Source organism: Bacillus cereus group sp. MYBK79-1 (genome assembly GCF_051915365.1).
Classification (GTDB): Bacteria; Bacillota; Bacilli; order Bacillales; family Bacillaceae_G; genus Bacillus_A.
Map to the genome: position 1 here is coordinate 626,983 of NZ_JBQAEO010000001.1, position 22,002 is coordinate 648,984.

Sequence of the window (22,002 nt, forward strand, 5' to 3'; positions counted from 1 at the left end):
CGTTATATTTTCTTCACATATATTCCATCTTCTTCATTAAAACCAAAGCTCTCTATGAAAGATTTAGCTTGTTCCGTTAATTCCGTTTGTATTACTTTTATCTCTTTCACATTTCTTTCTTTCATCATCGTTTCAAATGTAAAATACGTATTTGTTCCATAACCATAACTTTGATAATCAAAGTGAATAATTAACTGAGATAAAACCGCACTCTCCTCTTGAACACGATAATCTATTACACCAATATATGTATCATCAACTTTCACACAATACTGTACCTGATTCTCACTTAAACTATGTGAGCGAAACATTTCTTTAACAACGTTTTCATTTTCTACATTTACTTTTTCAAACATAATCATATGTTGTCCATCCTTTTACTATTATTGTATCAATAATTCGTTCTATTTATGAAAAAAACCTTAAGATCATATGCGATCTTAAGGTTTTTCTAATTAAACTAAGCTATACGCACGTTTCGTTTCTTCGTGGAACTTATTCGTATCGTATTTATGCTCAACATAAATTTGATGCCATACCATAAACGCAAGTACAGTCCAAATTTTACGGCTATAATCGCCTTTATCTGCACAATGTGCTTCCAGTAAGTTTAATACGTACTGTTTGTCGATTAAATGCTCTGTTTTACTCTCGTTTATAATATTGATAGCCCAATCATGCATTTCGTCTTTTAACCAGTGACGAATTGGTACTGGGAATCCAAGTTTTTTACGATCTAATACGTGATCTGGAACAATTCCGCGTGCTGCTTCACGTAAAATAGCTTTCGTAGTTCCGTTAGCAATCTTTAATTCAGTTGGAATTTTAGATGCAACATCAAATACTTCTTTATCTAAGAACGGTACACGAAGTTCTAATGAGTTTGCCATTGTCATTTTATCAGCTTTTAATAAAATGTCACCGCGTAACCATGTGAACATGTCAATGTACTGCATTTTACTTACATCATCATAATCTTTAATTTCGTTATACAATGGTTTCGTGATATCCATATAGTTAACACTTTCATCGTAATACTTCATTAATTCAGCTTTCTCTTCTTCACGGAAGATTTTCGCGTTTCCATAGTAACGCTCTTCAATTGGCGTACATCCACGCTCTAAGAAGCTTTTTCCTTTAAATCCTTCTTTAAGAGCACCACTTAATGCTTTTAGAACGCTCTTACCTGGGCTAGGAATGTAAGAGAACATTTTTAGTGAGTTTGGCTCACGATAAATGTTATAACCACCAAATAGCTCGTCTGCACCTTCACCTGAAAGAACAACTGTTACATGCTTACGTGCTTCTTTTGCCACGAAGTACAATGGTACAGCTGCTGGATCTGCTAAAGGATCATCCATATGCCAAATGATTTTTGGGAACTCATCCATAAACTCTTTCGCTGAAATGAATACGTTATGGTTTTTAACGCCTAATTTCTCAGCAGTTTCTTTGGCAACATCAACTTCACTGAAACCACGTTGCTCAAAACCAATAGAGAATGTTAATAGGTTTGGATTCATTTCTCTTGCGATAGAAGCGATAATAGATGAATCGATACCACCAGATAAGAATGAACCTACTGGTACATCACTGCGCATATGCACTTTTACTGAATCATATAACACATCACGAATTGCTTGGATATGCTCCTCTTTCGTTGCACTTGAAGCATTGAAATAAGGTTTCCAGTAGCGATGGATTTCCATCTCTTTACCGACTTCTTTTACGAAATAATGACCAGGCTCGATTTTATTAACATCAATTGTTAATGTTTCTGGCTCTGGACCATATTGGTACGTAAAGTAATGCTGTAGTGACGTTGGATTAACGCCTTTATCTTCCATCACATGCATAATACTTTTCTTCTCAGATGCGAAGAATGTAGTATCACCTTGTTGTGCGATGTATAAAGGTTTTATACCGAAGTGGTCACGTGCACCGAAAAGTTTCTTCTCTTCACGATCCCAAATCATAAATGCAAACATACCACGAAGATAGTCTACACATTTTTCTTTCATATGTGCATACAATGCAATGATAACTTCTGTATCAGATTGTGTTGCAAACGTTGCACCTTTTTCAAGTAACATTTCACGTAATTCTACATAGTTGTAAATTTCACCATTAAAAATAATTACATATCGATCATTTTCATAAGTTAGCGGCTGATGTCCTGCCTCTAAGTCAATGATGCTTAAACGGCGGAAGCCAAATTGTACATGTTCATCACGAAAATATCCTTCGTCATCTGGACCGCGGTGGAAAATCATCGTGTTCATATTTTCAAATTGATGTTTTTCTGTTTCTGAAAACTCTCTAGGGTTTTCACATAAACATCCTACAAAACCACACATACTTCTTACCCTCTTTCAGTTTTCATTCTGTCTATATACTACTATATCAACCCTATTTATACTAGCATAATCAATTGAATATGGCGACCAAAAACTATAAAAAAATCACTCCATTTCACATTTTTAACAATTTTTTATGAAAACATGAAAACTAGGCAATCACCTTTCTCCGCTTTTGTCATATGATATTGCAAATTGATTTCTAGGAGGGAATTCCATGAGTGAAGAAAAAAAAGACTCTTCTCGCCCACCGGTTCGCAATTATTTAAAACAAATTGATGATTTCTTCGAGCAAACACCACTTCGCAATGTAATCGCTGATTTAAATCATTTTTTCCAAAAAGGAAACCGTTTATTAACATTCCCTGTAGATTTATATGAAGTTGGTGAAGAGCTTGTAGTTACAGCTGAACTGCCGGGTATCCAAAAAGAACAAATTCAAATTGAAATACAAACTGAATACTTAAAGGTCTCTGTAAAAGAAGAGATACTAGAAGAAGCAGATGAAGAAACATCTCATAACTATTATCGCCGAGAACGTTCCATTTCAGAAGCATCAAGATTGATTAAATTACCGTACTCAATTAATAAAAAAGCAGCGAAAGCTTCGTATCAAAACGGCGTGTTAGAAATTCGGGCACCAAAACTTCCGCAACAACATGACATTTTATCCATCGACTAATGTAAAAAAAGAAGGGTGCTGTGCACCCTTCTTTTTAATCCGCTAATCGCTTCATATCACGTATAATGTCTTCGTACGGTGTATTACTAATACCACTATACTTTTTCATTACTTTTCCGTTTTGATCAATTAAATAAAATGATGTACCATGCATAACTTGACCATTTTCCGGTTTATCTACAAGTGATTGGAAATTATCTTTTGAAAACTTTGTAATATCTTCTAACGAATAACCCGTTAATAAATTCCAGTTACTAGTATCCTCTGTAAACTTTTGAATGAAAGCCTTCAGATTCTCAGGCTTATCAAGGTCTGGATCTACACTAAACGAAACAAACTGAACGTCTAATTTCTCTTCTTTTGCCATCTTTTGCAGTTTTGCCATATTAGCAGTCATTGGCGGACAAACTGTTTGGCAATTTGTGAACATAAAATCTGCAACCCAAACTTTCCCTTTTAAATCTTTTGTACCAAATGACTTTCCATCTTGATTTGTAAATTGGAAAGTTTCTAAATCCCAATTCAATGGTTTACGAAGCTTTGAACCTGATCCACTACATCCAGCAAGTACAAAGAGACAAAATACAACCATAAGACCAATTACTTTTTGATAACGCTTCATTTATAAACCTCTTTTCTCTATCCTAAATTTAAATAGGTTATGTTTATCATAACAAAAGTTAACACTACGAGAAAATTGTTTACTACATTTGTTCACGAAATCGTACGAATTTATGTATGTTACTTCTTAATTTCAAGCGAATTACTAGACAAAATATATTTTTTTACTATTATTTCTCTAAATAAAAGGTGCAAAACTAATTTTATTGTTACTTTTGTAAACGCATCCCCCTATTTTTTAACAATTCCTTAAACATTCATCCATGTTAAACACTGTATTCCTTAACAACATTTCGGTACAATACAATTACAACGATTTTAAATGAGGTGATGTTCATGACAAAACGTTATGAAAACATGGATAATGTGAGCACAAAAAAATCAATTCGTTCCTTTATACGTTGGCGAAAAGAACGAAAACAAAATAAAAAGGATTTTTCTTTTTTAGTAGAACAATCACCTGTTAAACAAAGTAAATTCCTACAAAACAACTTTGAAAAGACGACTGTAACTTGGATTGGTCATTCCTCATTTCTTATTCAAACGAATGGGCTAAATATATTAACAGATCCAGTATGGGCTACTAAATTAAAATTAGTTCCAAGACTTACTGAACCTGGTCTTTCAATACAAGAACTACCTAAAATTGATATTGTCCTCATTTCGCACGGTCATTATGATCATTTAGATTTTTCAACGCTTCGCCAGCTAAATGATGATATTTTATACCTTGTACCTATTGGACTGAAAAAATTATTTACTCGCAAAAAATTTACTCATGTAGAAGAATATAATTGGTGGGAAAATACAATCATTAATGATGTTTCCTTTCACTTCGTACCTGCTCAGCACTGGACGAGAAGATCATTATTTGATATGAATACATCTCACTGGGGTGGATGGATTATTAATAATGAAACAACGAAAGAAACCATTTATTTTTGTGGTGACAGTGGTTACTTCCAAGGTTTCAAAGAAATTGGCAAACGCTTTTCAATTGATATTGCCCTTATGCCAATTGGCGCTTATGAACCAGAATGGTTTATGAAAGTATCTCATGTTTCACCTGAAGAGGCAGTGCAAGCTTATTTAGATTTAAACGCTACACACTTTATACCGATGCATTACGGAGCTTTTGCCCTCGCTGATGAAACACCTCGCGAGGCAGTAATAAGGCTTCGAAATAATTGGAATTTACGTATGTTACCGTGGGAACAACTGCATGTACTCTTTGTAGGCCAAACTTTTACTTATACTAGTGCAACAAACGGTAAGCAAGTAAATGAAAAAATTGAAACATTACACGTATAACGTAACTACTTATTTTCTATATCTAACATATACTATAGAAAATCATAAAGTGAAACTTTAATCAGTGGGTGTTTTCTATGAATGAATATTTACAGACTCGCTATATCATTAGCGGCAGTGCCTGTATAACGCTTCTTATTTCTTACTTTCTATTCACATAAAAAAGCTACTTGAAAATATATTTCAAGTAGCTTTTTTATTACTCTGCTAAATACATAAATCCGATTGCACCCGGGCCTGTATGAGTACTAATAATAGGCGTTGTAAAGAAAATTTCTGATTGAGCAAATCCACTTACTTTTTCAACAGCCGCTTTTACATTTTCAGCTAAAGGAATTGCTTTTGCATGTGGAATTGCTACAGCTTTTACAACTTTTCCAGCTGTATCTTCCTCAAATAACTTAGCTAATGTTTTTACAATTTGACCTTGGCTACGCACTTTCGTTACAGGGCTATAAACACCATCTTCAAGGCTAGCAATTGGTTTTATATTAAGCAATGAACCGATAAACGCTTTTCCTTTACCGATACGCCCACCCTTCACTAAGTTTTCTAATGTATCTACTACTACATATAAACGAGTATTCTTTCTCACTTCATCTACACGTTTTAAAATTTCTTCTAGTGAGCGTCCTTCATTTGCCATTTTCGCAGCTTCTATTACTTGATATGCTAAAGCATGTGTAATAAATTGAGAATCAACAACTGTTACTTTTGTATCGGTCATTGATGCAGCACTATTGGCAGTTGCCACAGTACCACTCATTCCACTTGTCATATGAATGGAAAGTACTTCACTTCCATCTTCACCTAACTTGTCATACATTTCTACAAATGTACCCATTGCCGGTTGTGATGTTTTTGGTAATTCCTCTGATTTGATCATTTCTTCAATAAATTCATCAGGTTGTAAATCAACACGATCTAAATATGTTTGTCCATTTACAGAGATTGATAGTGGTAGCACATGAATGCCATACTTATCAATTACCTCTTGTGATAAATCTGCAGTTGAATCTGTTACAATTTTAATTTTTTGCATATTATATTCTTCCCTTTCCAATACGCTCTCCTTGTTATTATACTAGCATTCCCTGTGCTTTCAACAATTTCGAACAAATTTCACCAAATTAATTATATTTTTATACCTAAAATGAAAAAGACAGAGTTTACTAACCCTGTCCATACTCCGTATCATGCATTTTTTTCAAGGGTATTTGTTTTATATACATTTAAATAATCATTCCACTTCAAACAATTTTGCAAATATTCACGGAAAGAATACGAAAATCTTGGGTGCTTTTGTTTTTGAATTTTTGCAATAAATAATTGAAGACGAGACTGAATTAGAAACGATAATGGATGCTGTGCCTGTAGGACAGGGATTTCGAATATTTTAATACAATCCCCTGTTGAATGAGTGAAATAAAAACTTTTCGTAATCACAATATCAATCCTCTTTTTCATTGGATTTTTGAACTTCCTCAACTTTACGCTGTAACACGTTGTTTAAAGTGGAGACTTCTATGAATACAAAAGTACTCTTAGTCAATCCCTGTAGTCCTTTTGGTTAGAAGATTTATACTCTATTCATCTCCACCTAATCCATCCTCCGTCCTACATATCCGATAAGACAGGAATCTCGTTATCCGTATATCGCTTACTGATTTTAGTATAAACTTAGTAAAGCGCAAAGTTTGTCTAAATTTTGGAGATTCTATAATTTTTTTCTTCTTTATATTGTATACGTTTATAGCTATAGTATAACAACTAAATAAAAAAAGTGCCTTTATAACGAGGCACTTTTCGACTGTATTTCTTCATCTCTTTTCTTTTTTCGCTTACTAACAATCTTTGATAAAACGATACTAATTTCATAAATACAAATAAGCGGTACCGCTACTAAACTATGTGATAAAAAATCAGGCGGTGATATACATGATGCAATGATAATCAATGCTACGTAAGCGTACCTTCTTATTTTCATTAGAAATTCCGCCGTCAATAGTCCAATACTCGTTAAAAACATGACAACTACAGGCAATTCAAAAATTACAGCAAATGGAACTGTTAAATTAAGAACAAAATGAAAATACTTTTCTGTCGTAAACATTGTATTAAACATTTCATTACCTATCGTAGTTAAAAAATGAAATAAAAACGGCATTACAACGAAATATCCAAAACATAAACCTGCAATAAATAATATAGACAATACCGGTATATACATGACTGTCATTTTTTGTTCATTTGGATGTAAACCCGGTTTTACAAATAACCAAATTTGTATAGCAGCAAAAGGAATTGTACAAACGATAGCAAATACTGTAGCAATCGAGAAAAAAATCCACAATATATCACTTGGACCGAGAACAGTTAATTTCATTGGTAAGTCTTTTACAAGCCAAAAATAAATATCCTTCGTAAATGTAAATCCGATAATTAAAAATAGTACAAAGGATAGCACTGTATATATTACTCGTTTGCGAAGCTCAACAATATGTTCTACTACGCTCATTTCCCGATCTTCCATCTCGTTCACCACACTTTATTTATCCATTTCGAAGAAAATTCATTACATTTTTTCTTTCTTTTCCTTCTCTTGAAATGCATCATCAGTCAATTCTTTCGTTGATTTTTTGAATTCTTTTAACGTTTCCCCTAAAGCCTTTCCTATTTCTGGCAATTTTTTCGGCCCAAACAATATGAGTACAGCTACTAAAATTAAAATTAATCCTGGAAAGCCAATATTTGAAAACATTTCTCCATCCCCTTTATTAGTAGATTCCTTGTCCTACTATTGCATAATTTTATTTTGTCAAAAAAGTTTGAAAACGTCAACAAATCCATTGCCTTTTGTCAAAAAAATTCAAAAATATAATCAATTATACAAATTTCATTTTCTATTGCCCTTGTGTATGATATGGTAAGGGAAACGACATATTATTTTATGATAGTAGAAAGGATTTGCATTATGACTGAAAAAATGACACGAATGACACATTTTGTGAAAGAAGAAATTGCAAATGCAATTACACATGGTATCGGTGCCATTTTAAGCATCCCTGCCTTAATTATATTGATTATTCATGCCTCTAAGCATGGTACCGCATCTGCTGTAGTTGCATTTACGGTTTATGGTGTAAGCATGTTCTTACTGTACTTGTTTTCGACATTGTTACATAGCATTCACCATCCAAAAGTAGAAAAATTATTTACTATACTAGATCACTCAGCCATTTATTTATTAATCGCTGGCACATATACTCCTTTTTTACTGATTACGCTTCGTGGACCATTAGGCTGGACGTTACTCGCTATTATATGGACACTAGCAATCGGGGGTATCATCTTCAAAATTTTCTTTGTACGTCGCTTTATTAAAGCATCAACGTTATGTTATATCATTATGGGATGGCTTATAATCGTTGCTATTAAACCACTTTATGAAAATCTAACTGGACATGGTTTTTCACTACTTTTAGCGGGCGGAATTTTATATTCTGTAGGGGCTATATTCTTTCTTTGGGAAAAGTTGCCTTTCAATCATGCCATTTGGCATCTTTTCGTTTTAGGTGGTAGTGCAATGATGTTTTTCTGCGTACTCTTTTATGTCTTACCTACAGCATAAAAAAAGGTTTCAGCTTATATAAGCTGAAACCTTTTTTTACTTATGTAATTGTGATGCGATAACATCTTGTGTATGCTTCGTTAACTCTTTAATATCCATATTCGCATACTCTTCAGGTGTAATCGGCTTAGAAATTGTTACTGTTGCATGAGCTCGTTTCATACGGTTTCCATTCGCTTCAAACATTTTATATGTCCCATCCAATGTTACAGGTAAGATTGCTACACCAGATTTTACTGCAAGGTGAAAACTTCCAGCCTTAAACTCTCCAATTTCGCCACCTTTACTTCTTGTCCCTTCTGGGAAAATTACGATAGAATGTCCATTTTTTAATAGCTCAATACCATCTTTAATCGCTTGAAGTGATTGACGACGATCATTACGATTCATAAATACACAATTCATAAGTTCCATCCAGGTTGGTACAACTGGGAACTTTTTAATCTCTGCTTTTGAAACGAATCCAATTGGTTTATTTAAGTAACCTAGTAAAACAGGGATATCCATATTACTCTGGTGATTACTTACAACTAGTACCGGTTTATCTTTTGGAACATTTTCCAGTCCCTTTACTTCAACTGCCCCACCAGCTACTCGTACCATTTTCTTACCAAACCAATTTGTCGTTTTATACACAGCATTATCTTTTTCTTGTGGCGACATCGTATTTACTTGTCTTTTCAGACGCCACATTCTCGGTGTAATCGCAATTACGATTAAAATTAAATAAAAGATTTTAAAAAACGTTTGAATCATACAGAACCCCCACCTATTATCATTCCGACCTTCATTATACTAGACAAACGAAGGAAAAAGAAGAAAAAATGTCCAAACAACAAGTGCTTGGACATTTTTAAGTATTCTATATTAGAAACGTTTTGCTAATTCACGAGCATTAGCAATTGCTGCTTCTTTAATTTCTGGTGCTTTTTCAGGGTTGGCATTCATACCTTCAACTGCAATATATTCAGTATCATTTACACCGATGAATCCTAATACTGTTTTTAAGTGATTGCGGCCGAAGTCTACAGCTGCATATGCTCCTTCAGAATAAACGCCACCTGTCGCTTGAATGTGAAGTGCTTTTTTGCCTTCTAATAAGCCAACTGGACCATTTTCAGTATACTTGAATGTTTTACCCGCGATTGCTAAGTTGTCTAAGTATGCTTTTACTACTGGTGGATAGCTAAAGTTCCACATTGGAGTTACGAATACATAACGGTCTGCATGCATAAATGTTTCTAAGTTTGTGTTCATTGCTGCAACTTTTTGTTGTTGAACTTCAGTTAAAGTTTCAAAGCCTTCACCTGCTGCAAATTTACCCCAAGCAGCGAATACATCTGCATCGATTGCTGGTACTGTAGTGTTGAATAGATCAACTGTTACAACTTCGTCTTGTGGATGTTCGTTTTTATAAGCTTCGATGAAAGCTTCCCCTACTGCCATTCCGTAAGAACCTTCTGCTGAATTTGGATTTGCTGTAATAAATAGTACTTTTGTCATTGTATTCTCTCCCTTTTATACATTTTATCTTTAATTTGAGATTCATAATTTTAAAGTAAATAACTTACCTTATGTAAGTATAATACAAAAAGTTATTATTAATGTCAATAAAAATAGCTACTTTTTTTTCGTAAGTTAATAATTAATATCTTCAATACATTTTTCGTAAAACAAAAAAACTACCTCCACATTTCATGGAGATAGTTTTCCTCAATTTCTATTTTTGAAAAACATGTTTCACTTTTTCAGCAGGAATGTTACTTCCGCCTCTACCTTTTACATCTTCAATCATCATCGTAATGACCATATCTGGTGAATTTAAATCAAATGCAGCGAACCAGCCTAGTTCTTTTCCTTCGGCCTCTTTTGATACTTTTAATTCGGCTGTACCTGTTTTTCCAGCAAGAGTCATTCCATCAATCTTAGCAATTTTCCCAGTACCATCTGGATCATTAATTACTTTCGTCATAGCAGTTTTTAATATATCCTGATTGCCTTTTGAAATGACATTCTCTTTCCAAACTTTTGGTTGCTTATCTGTTTTAATAATATATGGAGAAGGTATATTTCCATCATTAACAATTGGTGCGTACGTTAATGCTAGATGGAGTGGAGTCATTAATACTTGCCCTTGTCCATAACCTGTGTCTGCCATTTGAATATCATTTTTAATACCATCATTTGCGATTTTAGAAGCTGGGAATCCATATTCAATTGGTAATTTCTCATCGAATCCGAACTTTTTCGCTTCACTCATAAATTTATCTTTCCCGATTTTCAAAGCTTCTTGTGCGAAATAAATATTATCCGAGTATTTCATCGCCTTATCAAAATCAATCGGATTTGCATCTTTTACACGCGTTACATAATAATTACCCCAAGAAGAATCTTTTGTCCATTTTAATCCTTCAATTTTCAACTCTTCTTTTGGATCAATTGTTTTCGTTTCAAGACCGATTGCAGCTGTAATCGGCTTAAATACAGATCCTGGAACTGATAATTGTGTAAATCGATTCGTCATCGGTTTTTTCGGATTATTATTCCACGCTTCACGTTGTGCTTTTGATGTCCCTCTTGCAATTATGTTGGGATCATATGCTGGGCTACTTACAAGTGCAAGTGTTTCTCCACTTTTCGGATTAATTGCCGCACTTGAACCCGCCTCGCCTTTCATTTCATTATAAGTTTTTTCTTGAACAGCACTATCGATCGTTAAAGTTACATTTTCCCCATCAACAGCATCTGTTTTTGCCAAATTTTTAATTTCTTTCCCTTGTGCATCTTCTACAAAGACACGGCCGCCTTTTTTACCACGTAGCTTTTCCTCTAATACTTGCTCTAAACCAGCTTTACCAACTGGATCATCCGCTTGATAGCCTTTCTTTTGTAGCGTTTTTAAATCTTCAGCATTTACTTTTCCAATATAACCAGTCAGATGAGCTGCCGCTTCCCCTAACGGATATGTACGAACATTTACAGGTTTTGTTGAAACACCCGGTAAATCAATGTACGTATTTTGCGTTGCCCCTTCAGGCAAAATTCCAATTGGTACGAGATAGCCTGGTTTTACCCATTTAGCAGCTAATTTTTGATCAATTTCTTCTACAGACATATTTAATAACTTCGCTACTGTTTCTTTCGTTTGCGGAGCAGTATCGCCTAAATCTTCAGGAATCAATCCGATTTCAGAAGCTTTCCCATTCGTTGCAAGACCTTTTCCATTACGATCATATATTTCACCACGTTTTGGCTCTGTCGTTTGCATACGCACTTTACTATCTTTTGTCATACCTGGGAATATAAAATCAGGAGTCCAATCTACTTTCCAAGATTCTTTATCTCCATCTTTTTCTTTCACCATCTTTGCTTCATGGCCGAAAGTGATTTTTCCACCCACTGTATCCATGCTTACTTTAAAAGGAACAGGACCTTCATCTTTTTTATCTTCTTTTACTTCCCCTGTTTCTACTTTTAAATCTTTCACTTCAATGCCAGAATAAATTTTTTCATATTTCTCAGTGAATTCTTTCTTTGAAATATCTTTTTTTGCCTTTTCTGATAATTGATCATACATTTCTGCAAATTTTTGTTTATTCCATGCTTTTGCATATGTATCAAATGCTTCTTGTGGTTTTTCTTCTTTACCACATCCGACTAACATGAATGTTAAGCAAAGAAAAAGAATCCCCCATATCTTTCTCAATCGATTCTCCTCCTCTTTCTATCTTAATACTCTTGAAAATTTTAGCATTTTTACATGCTACCATTCATTATAGCACTATCGAATCTCATCTATAAACCTATATTAACGGATACAAATAAAAAGATTGATGCGAATACTCACATCAACCTCTATTATTATTGTTGCTTTTCATATACATGATAATAGTACGTATACGGATTTTTTTCATCCGTTAAACCTTTTTCAATAAAAATTTCTTTCCAATTTGTCATATCCATTTCTGGGAAGAATGTATCTCCTTCAAATGCATGATGGATTTTTGTTATATATAACTTGTCTACGTAAGGTAAAAAGAGATCATAAATTTGCGCTCCGCCAAAAATAAAAATCTCTTCTTCATTTTTGCATAGTTCAAACACTTCTTCTACAGAATGTGCTACTTCACAGCCTTCAACATGATACCCTTCATTACGAGTTACAATAATATTACGTCTTCCAGGCAGTGGTCTACCAATCGCTTCATAGTTTTTTCTTCCCATAATAAGCGAATGACCCATCGTTGTTTTCTTTACATATTGTAATTCACTCGGTAAACGCCAAGGTAAATTATTATCTTTACCAATTACTCTATTCTCGTCCATTGCGACCATAAATGAAACTATCATCTTTTCATCTCCTCTACAATTACACTGCAACCGATGCTTTAATTGCTGGGTGCGGATCATATCCTTCAATCGTTAAATCTCCCATTTCAAAATCAAACACAGATTTTACATCTGGATTTAATGTAAGTTTCGGGAACGGACGTGGTTCACGTGCCAATTGCTTTTCTACTTGCTCAAAATGATTCGTATAAATGTGTGCATCTCCAATTGTATGAACAAATTCTCCCACTTCAAGTCCGCATTCATGTGCAATTAAATGTGTTAATAGCGAGTAACTTGCAATGTTAAATGGGATTCCAAGGAATATATCCCCACTTCTTTGATATAGCTGACAAGAAAGTTTACCGTCTGCTACATAAAACTGAAATAGCGTATGACAAGGTGGTAATGCCATACTTGGTACATCTTCAGGATTCCAAGCAGAAACAATTAGACGACGTGAGTCTGGCGTTTTTTTAATCATTTCAATTACATCTTTTAATTGATCAAGCGTCTCACCAGCTGTCGTTTTCCAAGCACGCCACTGCTTACCGTATACGTCTCCTAAATAACCATATTTATTTGAGAAATCATCATCTTCTAAAACGTTCTTTTTAAACAATTCCATTTGCTCATCGTACTGTACTTTAAATTCCTCATCTTGTTGTGAGCGAAGACCGAAATCAGTCATGTCAGGACCAGTATACTCGTCACTTTCTACCCAGCTCTTAAATGCCCATTCATTCCAAATGTTATTATTATGCTGCAATAAATAGCGAATATTTGTATCACCTTTCATAAACCAAAGCAGCTCACTTGCTACAAGGCGAAACGGCACTCTCTTTGTCGTTAATAAAGGAAAACCTTTACTTAGATCAAAACGCATTTGATATCCAAATACAGATACAGTGCCTGTCCCTGTACGATCTTCTTTCTTCGTACCATGCTCCATTACATGGCGGCATAAATTTAAGTATTCATATTCAGCATGTTTCATATGTAGTAAAACCTTCTTTCAATCGTATATGAAATTTATCATAACATGAAAAACAGTGAATTTAATAATCTTGATTAATAAAATTTCATTTCAATAATTCTTACAAAATTATTAACTTTCCACATTTATAAAGGTTTTTATTTTCTATTACCGAAAGTATAGTGCGGTAGAACAAAATTTATATTTGGAGGTTAGAAGTATGTCTAAAATTGAAACTCCTGTTATGACTTCTTTACAAACAATGGTTGAAAAAATGATGAAGGATTTAAATGTTCCTGGTGCTGCTGTAGCTATTATAAAAGACGGTGAAGTTATTATTTCAGAAGGTTTCGGCTATCGTAATATAGAGACAAAAGAGGCTGTTACACCAAATACTCGGTTCGCAATTGGTTCCTCAACGAAAGCTTTTGGCACACTTTCATTAAGTTTATTAGCACAGCAAAAAAAGTTTAATTGGGATACTCCTGTCCAGACTTATATACCTAACTTCTCTTTATCTGAACTACTTGCTAGCTCACAAGTTACAGGACGAGACTTAGCTTCTCATCGCACTGGGGTAAGTCGTCATGATGCTCTTTGGTACAACTCTTCTTTAACTCGAAAAGATTTAGTAGAAAAAATAAAACATTTATCACTTGATGCTCCGTTCCGTACAGCATTCCTTTATAACAACTTAATGTATGCAACAATGAGTTATATTGTAGAAAACATTACGAATCAAACGTGGGAACAATACGTTACAGAGCATATTTTAGATCCTTTAAATATGGATCAAACAAACTTCTCTGTTACAGATTCACAAACTACAGATGATTATGCTTTACCTTACATTGAAAAGGAAGGTGAAATTAAAGAAGTTCCATTCCGTAACATCGATACAGTTGGCGCTGCTGGGTGTATTAATTCTACAATTGAAGATATGGCAAATTGGGTACTTCTTCACTTAAACAAAGGGAAATTTGGAGATCACGAGCTAATCTCTCCTGAATTATTACAACAACTGTCTACACCACATAATTCCATTCCAGATCAACCAGTTTTATCACTTCCTGAATCTCCATTAAATAGTTACGGTCTTGGTTGGTTTATTAGCGCTTATCGTGGTTATAAATTGATTCATCATGGTGGTAATATCGACGGATTTTCAGCGTTTGTTTCATTTATGCCAAATGAAAATATAGGTCTTGTTATATTAACAAATGCTGGAGGTACATTACTGCCAATATATCTTGCTAACCAAATTTACGACGAGCTACTCGGATTAAAATCCATCGACTGGCATAAACGTGCCGTAGAAGATACTGAAAAAATGAAGGAAATGATGAAAGAAACAACCGAATCCCTTCCTGAACAAATTAAAGGGACTACACCTTCTCACAAATTAGAGGATTATACTGGTACTTTTGAACATCCTGCATACGGAACATTGCAAGTATACAAACGAAATGATTCGTTATATGTACAATTTATGGAGATGGACATTCAATTAGGGCATCATCACTATGACATTTTCTCAGCAGAAGTTGATTTATTCCAAATGAAAATGAGTTTATTATTCTCTTATGAAATGAATGTGAGTGGTGAATTCCCATCCCTTCAGTTACATGTGCCTGCTATGTTAAGTACGCAGCCGCTTGCATTTAAGAAAATTAAATAAATATTTTAATAGAGGGATGATAACACATCCCTTTATTTCCCTTTAAATTATCCATCTCAAAAAAGGATAATACGTAAAGGATACAGAATTCTATTATTCAGCTAATTAAATTATCAGGAGGAAAAGCTGTGTACACAGAAATTTTCAAAGAAGTTGTTTCGATTACTCATCACGATTATTCCGGTTGTATTGATAAAAAAGGATGGGACGATCCTACTACTTATTTACAGACAATCGAGAAATTAGAGAAACACGGAGAACTGACACCAGTACAATTTACTGAAATTGTACGTGATTACTTACTAGAATTTAAAGATAATCATATGTTTTTCAAAATGTACTCTAACAATCAACCTCTTAACAGTGTTGGCTTCCAAGTGAAAAGATACGAAGACCGCCTATATATTACATCCACTTCACATGAAGTAAGAGTGAAAAAAGGACAATCTATTCTTGCAATAGATCATATGAAAATTCCTGAGCTATTAATAAAATATAAAAAGTATTTAAACGAAACTTCATATGAACGCGAAAAATGGGATTATGTTTTATTAAAATCATCCAATTGTACACTTATAGATGAAGATGGATTGACGGAAACAATTACTTTACAAAAGTATAAACAAAATGAATACACGCCTATTTATTCATTTAAACAGCATAATAAAGATACACTTTTAATTACTTTGACGGACTTCACAAATGCTGAAGCTATTAATAAATTATTAGACTCACATAAAGACGAGCTTAATACTTTTCCAAACTTAATAATAGATGTGCGTTTGAATCGTGGCGGGAGCGATGATGCATTTTTTAAATTACTTCCTTACATATTCGAAGACAAAGAGATTTCCCTTTTCGATTCTTCAGATACAATGCAATTAAACCATACAGAACGAAACTTTCATTTACGTATGAAAGACATCGAAATGGAAGATTATGATTCTTTAGACGAACTTTCTAAATTATTCACTGATATATTTATTCAAGATTTAAAAAAGAATTATAAAAAAGGATTCGTTACAGTCGATCCTTCTGATTTACCAAAAGAACTTCAATCATTAAAAATACACGGAAGAAAATCACCTAATAGAGTAGTCATCTTAACAGATGTGACATGTGGAAGTTCTGGTGATTCTTTTGTAGAAGTTGCAAAAAAATCATCGAAAGTAAAAGTAATAGGTCGTCCTACTGCTGGTTTAAATGATTATTCTAATTTAGCTGTAATGGAATGGGCTGATACATTCGCTCTTTACTACCCTACTTCACGGCTTTCTATTATAGATAAAGGCGAAGGAATGTCCGGAATTGGCATACAACCGCATATACATATCCCGTGGACTCCGGAACATATACAAAAAGATGTAGATTTAAAGTTAGCATTACAACTGCTTCAAAACGAAGAATGGTAAATAAAAAAAGGTAGATGTGAATCACACCTACCTTTTCTATTTCATATCAATCTTTTCTGGTTGAAACCAGATTGGCTTTAATAACTCAAAGTTTTTATGATCCTCTAAAACGATAGTAAGGCGTTCTAACGTATCCTCTAACATATGTGGTGCTGCTCGTAATGACCAGACAACTGATGAGAAAACTGTCATGCCAACGTACACCGCATATAATTTCCAGAACTCCTCTGGTATTCTCCCACAAAAGTATCCTTCTATTTGTCCAATTGAATAAGGAATACTAATGTCCCTTGCAAATAGTGCAATTTTTACGAAATCATGAAGTGGGTCGCCCCAGTCGTAGCCATTAAAATCAACAACACCTACATATTTCCCATCTCGTACAATTATATTCTCTAAATGAAAATCATCGTGTTGAAATCGATTTGGACGGTTCTTTACATATATTTCATTTTCATCTATAAACTTAATGATTTTATCATCATTTTTTACTTTTATTCCACACGTTTTATATGCCTCTACATATTTTCGATGTTTTTTCATTGCTCTTTCATACCACGGAAGGATATCATTAGGAGCTTCATATGTATGCATTTTTGCTAAATCTTTTCCTGCCTCTATACCGATCTCATATTGTTCTTTTGGTGAATACGTAGGCAATAGCTTCTTCGCATCTTCCCCTTCTATATATGAGAAAATACTATATACACCTTCTTCTTCCAATATACCTATTTCAATCGGCCTTTGTGCCTGTACGTTACGTTTTACCATTTCATTTAAAATTTGAAATTCTATTTTCCTTCTTTCATACTCTTTTATATCGCCAATCCGTAACAAATATTTTTCATTATCAATTGTCGTAACTATATATTTCTTATCAGGTGAGAAACCTTTAGAAATTTCTTCAATATTTGCTGCATCTTTTACTATTTGTATATTGTTTTGCCATGCTGTAATTGTTTTCATGTATATTCCCCTTACATTTCTACATTTGGTGTATACGCTACTTCTATAATAAACCCATTCGGATCATAAAAATCAATTGTATAATACCCTTCCGAATAATGATTCATTTCAATCGGACCATGTATTATCTTTATTTTCGTACTAGAAAGAAACTCTGCTACCTCATTAACTACTTCTCTATGAATAGCTTGGTAACAAATATGTCTAGGACCTAACGTCCTTACGATTTCCTCATCTACTTCTTTAAAATATATTTCACTTTCTCCCGTACTATATGATACTTCATTTAACTTTCTCCATCCAATTATGGAAAACAACATATCGTAAAAAGAAATGGATCCCTCTAAATTCGCTACCCAAAATTCAATATGATGAATGCCTGCTCGAAGTGTATTCATATTAAGAATACGCCCCTTGTACTACTTGTACAATTTCCATTGGTGTATTGACCATATAATCTGGTGCATCTTTTTTCACTGTTTCAATAACATCATACCCCCAAGATACCCAAATTACATTCACCCCAGCCTTTTTACACGCTGCTACGTCTCGCTGTTCATCACCGACGTATAACATATCTTTCTCTGTTATTTTTTTCGATTTTAAAAATCTTTTTATCATTTTATCTTTACCGAACAAATTTTTAGAACAATATACTTCTTGTATATTTTCTATATTATTATTGTGTAAAAACGCCCGAATATGCTCTTCTGAGTTCGATGATATGACTGCAATTCCGTATCCTTTTTTATGGAGTTCATCTAATACATCCTTCATGCCATGGAACAAAATGAGATCTTTTATAGCAGGTTGATACAATTTATAAAATTCCAGCGCTAATATCGGTAGTTTATATAGTGGTACATCGAGTTGTTTACATCTTTCTGGCATCGTTAATTTACGTAAATACTCAATTTCTTCTTCCCTTACCGTTTTATATCCGTGCTTTTCAGCAATTTGATTATAAATTGGTACAAATATATTTTGTGAATCTACTAATGTGCCATCAAAATCAAAAACAATGTATTTTTGCATTCCCATACTCCCTTTACTTCTTTTTTCTAAACCTATCTTATTCAACACCGTAGTTGTCTTACCCTTCTATACACATAAAAAAAGAACAAGATTTTCTCTTGTTCTTTTTAAGAAAGCCACTTTGGTGGTACATTCGTATTCCAATAAATATTCCCTAACTCATGGTGTCCAGAGTACCCATCATCAAAACGGTGATAGTGGAAATTAAAATAGTAACCATCTTGCGGTGGATGATCTCTCCTTACATGAAATCGCAATAAGTCATTTCCTGATTTCGTGTCATAAACGTGAAAGATTTTTTCATTATTCCCACCAGCTGGTTTTTGAGAAATCGCTAATGATTGTAGCGAATCTTCTGGTACATCATTGGCAAGTTCAGCAATTGCCTCTTCAATTTTCGGTAATATTACATCTTTAAACTCATCTTCAATTACTGGGCCAATTTTAGTGCCAAACTTTTGCATCGACTGTTTCTCTGCTTCTTGCATTGCATACGTAATAAAAGTATCGGTGGTTAACCTGTCATTCGTTTCTTCATATGTATAGGACGTACTCTCCAAATTTTGTTGCCCAGCTGTGCTCGTAGGCTTGTCCGCAGCTTTGGCATTATCAAGCAATATGGAAGGAGGCGTCACTAAACCAAATGTAAATACGGTAATTAATGCGACTAAGGTTTTTCTAAACCAATTTGGCATGTATGTTCCCTCCCCTTTCACTCATTATATTTTAAATAACGGTTGTTTCTTCTATTATACAAAATGATTGTAATTTTTGCACTTTACAATTTTGTTAACGTTCACATATTTTTCACTTGAATATGAAATTGTAAGATTTCATACAATATCAATACAACAATAATGAGGAGGCGATCATATGTCTTTAGATGTCATGTATTCCGCCGCAAGCATACTCGTTTTAGTATATTTTCTTTATCAATGTGTGACAGATTAGAAAAAGAGCCATTTTCCGGCTCTTTTTTTATGGTAAAAATACAATCCAACTAATCCAAACTATAAAAAGAATCCCGGCAATTACAGCTGGTAATAAATAAAAATGAGAAAGTATAACTATTCCATACAAAAGTAGTACTGGAAGTAATAAATAGCGATCTGCCTTCCATCTTAACAGTAGTAATTTTCCTTCATCACAATATAAATGAAGAAACATTTTTTCCGAAAATTCATTCCAATAATCGCGCGCATAACGAGAAATTGCAACTAAAGCAAATACAAGAATAATAGCTGCAATCCATCTCGGACTCATGATAATACTGACAGTACTTATACATACAATTTGAATATAAAATATTCGTGCACTACTTGTACGGAAAAATTCTTTTAAAAAGGATTCAACAATACGAGAATCCTTTTTCTTTCCTAAAAACTTTTTAGAACGCGGAAACATCCACGGCTTTTTATTCGAACTACTTGGTTTAGCCGCATGGCCACCAACTTGCATAATTCCACTCGTCCAGCGCATACTTTCTTCTTTCTCTTTCTCAACTTCTTTAAAAAAGCAATTTTTATAATTTAGTTTTTCTTTTATCAATGCGATGATTAATAAAACTGCTAGACCGATACATAGTATAGAATAAAAGGGATTTTTATAAATAAGAAACAGACTCAATCCAAAAAAAGATAGACTTATAGAAAATATCACATTTTTTACAATCCATAGTAGCCATCGTTTTCCCACACGTATATGAATAAATCTCGTTAACAACGACAACATAAATCGAAATGCAGTAAAGAATATCCAAAATAATACGATTTGTACTTTCGTCACTCCAATACTTTTCATCAACACTGGTAACATAGCAACTACTACCACTACATTCGTTATCGCTATTCGAATTAACGTATATGTCATGCCATACTGGATTAACTTTTGCATGTGAGTGGGATACGAAATTAAAAATAAACTATCCGCTTGTTCAAAAAATGAGCGAACTCCTCTCGAATATGTAATCACATAAAATGCGAGTAGACCTAACCCAAAATAAACTGTCTCTCCCATCAATAATTCTTCTATCCATAGTGAACGATAATAAATCCCCATAAATATAAGTGCTGGAATAATAATATATAGCGCGACTGTCCAATCAGTTATAGAACGTATAGACTTCCATTTCCGTCCCAGTTCATGACGCAATCTTTTATAAAATTGTTGTTTAATCATGCTGTTCACGCCTTACAATTACATCAAAACAGTCTAATAATGAACTCCCTGGCATTTCCGCTAACGTTTGGATAGATTCTAGATGTCCATCTGCGACTAATGTACCTTGTGAAATGAGTAAAAATCTCTCACAAATTCTTTCAGCTGTGTCTAATACGTGCGTACAAAGTAAAATACCTGCGCCACGTTCTTTTTCTTTATATAAATAACTTAAAAACTCTTTCGTAGCTACTGGATCTAAACCGATAAAAGGTTCATCAATGATATAAAAATCTGGTTCAGTTAAAAATGCCAAAATGAGCATCGATTTTTGTTTCATACCTTTTGAAAACTTTGATAAATACTCATGTTTATGTTTATCCATTCGAAACATATGTAATAACTCTTCTGCTTTTCTTTCCCAGCTTCCTACTTCATTCTCGCGAGCAGCCATTAATAGTTCGATATGTTCCCAAAGCGTCAAATAATCATAATATGTCGGGTGTTCCGGCACGTATGCATAAGGATTTTTCTTTTCACCAAATGATATTTCACCATTCATATTTACAAGTAAACCGAGCATCGTTTTAATCGTCGTACTCTTCCCAGCACCATTCGCACCAATAAGTGCAACTAATTCACCTTTTTCAATTGAAAAGGCAATATCATGGATTGTCTTTTCCCCTATATCATATCCGGCAGTGCGGATATTCACGTCTAACATACATTCCCCTTCTTTCCATTTCCAATACAAACTAGGAAAAGAATAACATATAACTATCTATATATCATTATAAAATATTTATTTTCATAGCAGGAATAAATATTTTTTAACAGAATACTTAAT

Annotated in this window: 23 protein-coding genes; 5 read left to right on the plus strand and 18 right to left on the minus strand. The window is 33.8% G+C overall.

Features of this window, described 5'->3' with window-relative positions; translation table 11 throughout:
* Positions 1–2: 2 nt before the first annotated feature.
* On the minus strand, positions 3–362 hold the full coding sequence (locus ACTFOB_RS03255) for a GNAT family N-acetyltransferase (RefSeq protein WP_151630567.1): 360 nt from the start codon (positions 360–362) through the stop codon (positions 3–5).
* 93 nt (positions 363–455) lie between these two features.
* The gene (gene asnB, locus ACTFOB_RS03260; RefSeq protein WP_151630568.1) at positions 456–2,357 is read right to left on the minus strand and encodes an asparagine synthase (glutamine-hydrolyzing); all 1,902 of its coding nucleotides are present in this window, start codon (positions 2,355–2,357) and stop codon (positions 456–458) included.
* 217 nt (positions 2,358–2,574) lie between these two features.
* Between asnB and ACTFOB_RS03265 the strand changes: the two genes are divergently transcribed.
* Positions 2,575–3,039 carry an Hsp20/alpha crystallin family protein gene (locus ACTFOB_RS03265; protein ID WP_001288089.1) on the plus strand — a complete coding sequence of 155 codons (465 nt, stop codon included), beginning with the start codon at positions 2,575–2,577 and terminating at the stop codon, positions 3,037–3,039.
* A 34-nt stretch (positions 3,040–3,073) separates the two neighbouring features.
* On the opposite strand, the gene ACTFOB_RS03270 is transcribed toward ACTFOB_RS03265, so the two are convergent.
* Positions 3,074–3,661 carry an SCO family protein gene (locus tag ACTFOB_RS03270; RefSeq protein WP_440024468.1) on the minus strand — a complete coding sequence of 196 codons (588 nt, stop codon included), beginning with the start codon at positions 3,659–3,661 and terminating at the stop codon, positions 3,074–3,076.
* 335 nt (positions 3,662–3,996) lie between these two features.
* Between ACTFOB_RS03270 and ACTFOB_RS03275 the strand changes: the two genes are divergently transcribed.
* Positions 3,997–4,971, plus strand: coding sequence for an MBL fold metallo-hydrolase (locus tag ACTFOB_RS03275; RefSeq protein ID WP_440024470.1), 975 nt, complete (start codon positions 3,997–3,999; stop codon positions 4,969–4,971).
* Between the two features lie 199 nt (positions 4,972–5,170).
* On the opposite strand, the gene ACTFOB_RS03280 is transcribed toward ACTFOB_RS03275, so the two are convergent.
* From ACTFOB_RS03280 to ACTFOB_RS03295, 4 genes are all read right to left on the minus strand, one after another.
* Positions 5,171–6,013, minus strand: a complete 843-nt coding sequence (locus ACTFOB_RS03280) for a DegV family protein (RefSeq protein WP_440024472.1) — start codon at positions 6,011–6,013, stop codon at positions 5,171–5,173.
* 152 nt (positions 6,014–6,165) lie between these two features.
* Positions 6,166–6,417 carry a DUF2535 family protein gene (locus tag ACTFOB_RS03285; protein WP_000629012.1) on the minus strand — a complete coding sequence of 84 codons (252 nt, stop codon included), beginning with the start codon at positions 6,415–6,417 and terminating at the stop codon, positions 6,166–6,168.
* Between the two features lie 343 nt (positions 6,418–6,760).
* The gene (tatC, locus tag ACTFOB_RS03290) at positions 6,761–7,504 is read right to left on the minus strand and encodes a twin-arginine translocase subunit TatC (RefSeq protein ID WP_440024474.1); all 744 of its coding nucleotides are present in this window, start codon (positions 7,502–7,504) and stop codon (positions 6,761–6,763) included.
* Positions 7,505–7,546: 42 nt separating this feature from the next.
* On the minus strand, positions 7,547–7,732 hold the full coding sequence (locus ACTFOB_RS03295; protein WP_000492443.1) for a twin-arginine translocase TatA/TatE family subunit: 186 nt from the start codon (positions 7,730–7,732) through the stop codon (positions 7,547–7,549).
* Between the two features lie 213 nt (positions 7,733–7,945).
* Between ACTFOB_RS03295 and trhA the strand changes: the two genes are divergently transcribed.
* Positions 7,946–8,602: a PAQR family membrane homeostasis protein TrhA gene (gene trhA, locus ACTFOB_RS03300; RefSeq protein ID WP_000136877.1), complete on the plus strand. Its 657-nt coding sequence runs from the start codon at positions 7,946–7,948 to the stop codon at positions 8,600–8,602.
* A gap of 36 nt (positions 8,603–8,638) precedes the next feature.
* Here the strand turns inward: trhA and ACTFOB_RS03305 are convergent, their stop codons facing one another.
* The 5 genes from ACTFOB_RS03305 to ACTFOB_RS03325 form a co-directional block, all read right to left on the minus strand.
* A complete protein-coding gene (locus ACTFOB_RS03305; RefSeq protein WP_440024476.1) occupies positions 8,639–9,358 on the minus strand; it encodes a lysophospholipid acyltransferase family protein in 720 nt (239 codons plus the stop codon).
* A gap of 111 nt (positions 9,359–9,469) precedes the next feature.
* Positions 9,470–10,105 carry an FMN-dependent NADH-azoreductase gene (locus tag ACTFOB_RS03310; RefSeq protein ID WP_440024479.1) on the minus strand — a complete coding sequence of 212 codons (636 nt, stop codon included), beginning with the start codon at positions 10,103–10,105 and terminating at the stop codon, positions 9,470–9,472.
* Positions 10,106–10,322: 217 nt separating this feature from the next.
* Positions 10,323–12,308: a penicillin-binding protein 3 gene (pbpC, locus tag ACTFOB_RS03315; protein WP_440024481.1), complete on the minus strand. Its 1,986-nt coding sequence runs from the start codon at positions 12,306–12,308 to the stop codon at positions 10,323–10,325.
* Between the two features lie 155 nt (positions 12,309–12,463).
* The gene (locus ACTFOB_RS03320) at positions 12,464–12,952 is read right to left on the minus strand and encodes a dihydrofolate reductase (protein ID WP_440024483.1); all 489 of its coding nucleotides are present in this window, start codon (positions 12,950–12,952) and stop codon (positions 12,464–12,466) included.
* 19 nt (positions 12,953–12,971) lie between these two features.
* Positions 12,972–13,928: a thymidylate synthase gene (locus ACTFOB_RS03325; protein ID WP_440024485.1), complete on the minus strand. Its 957-nt coding sequence runs from the start codon at positions 13,926–13,928 to the stop codon at positions 12,972–12,974.
* Between the two features lie 199 nt (positions 13,929–14,127).
* On the opposite strand from ACTFOB_RS03325, the gene ACTFOB_RS03330 reads away from it, so the two are divergent.
* Together ACTFOB_RS03330 and ACTFOB_RS03335 are read left to right on the plus strand one after the other, a co-directional pair.
* A complete protein-coding gene (locus tag ACTFOB_RS03330) occupies positions 14,128–15,585 on the plus strand; it encodes a serine hydrolase (RefSeq protein ID WP_440024487.1) in 1,458 nt (485 codons plus the stop codon).
* Between the two features lie 128 nt (positions 15,586–15,713).
* A complete protein-coding gene (locus tag ACTFOB_RS03335; protein WP_440024489.1) occupies positions 15,714–16,997 on the plus strand; it encodes a S41 family peptidase in 1,284 nt (427 codons plus the stop codon).
* Between the two features lie 36 nt (positions 16,998–17,033).
* On the opposite strand, the gene ACTFOB_RS03340 is transcribed toward ACTFOB_RS03335, so the two are convergent.
* The 6 genes from ACTFOB_RS03340 to ACTFOB_RS03365 form a co-directional block, all read right to left on the minus strand.
* Positions 17,034–17,963: an aminoglycoside phosphotransferase family protein gene (locus ACTFOB_RS03340; protein ID WP_440024491.1), complete on the minus strand. Its 930-nt coding sequence runs from the start codon at positions 17,961–17,963 to the stop codon at positions 17,034–17,036.
* A gap of 11 nt (positions 17,964–17,974) precedes the next feature.
* Complete coding sequence (locus ACTFOB_RS03345) at positions 17,975–18,361, minus strand: VOC family protein (protein ID WP_440024492.1); 387 nt, start codon at positions 18,359–18,361, stop codon at positions 17,975–17,977.
* 1 nt (position 18,362) lies between these two features.
* The gene (locus ACTFOB_RS03350; protein ID WP_440024493.1) at positions 18,363–18,998 is read right to left on the minus strand and encodes an HAD family hydrolase; all 636 of its coding nucleotides are present in this window, start codon (positions 18,996–18,998) and stop codon (positions 18,363–18,365) included.
* 107 nt (positions 18,999–19,105) lie between these two features.
* Complete coding sequence (locus ACTFOB_RS03355) at positions 19,106–19,693, minus strand: YpjP family protein (protein WP_001134412.1); 588 nt, start codon at positions 19,691–19,693, stop codon at positions 19,106–19,108.
* A 283-nt stretch (positions 19,694–19,976) separates the two neighbouring features.
* Positions 19,977–21,176, minus strand: coding sequence for an ABC transporter permease (locus tag ACTFOB_RS03360; RefSeq protein WP_440024494.1), 1,200 nt, complete (start codon positions 21,174–21,176; stop codon positions 19,977–19,979).
* Positions 21,169–21,879 (minus strand): ABC transporter ATP-binding protein, encoded by a 711-nt coding sequence (locus tag ACTFOB_RS03365; RefSeq protein ID WP_440024495.1) that lies wholly within the window; start codon positions 21,877–21,879, stop codon positions 21,169–21,171. Before ACTFOB_RS03365 ends, ACTFOB_RS03360 begins: the two co-directional genes overlap by 8 nt.
* Positions 21,880–22,002: the final 123 nt, after the last annotated feature.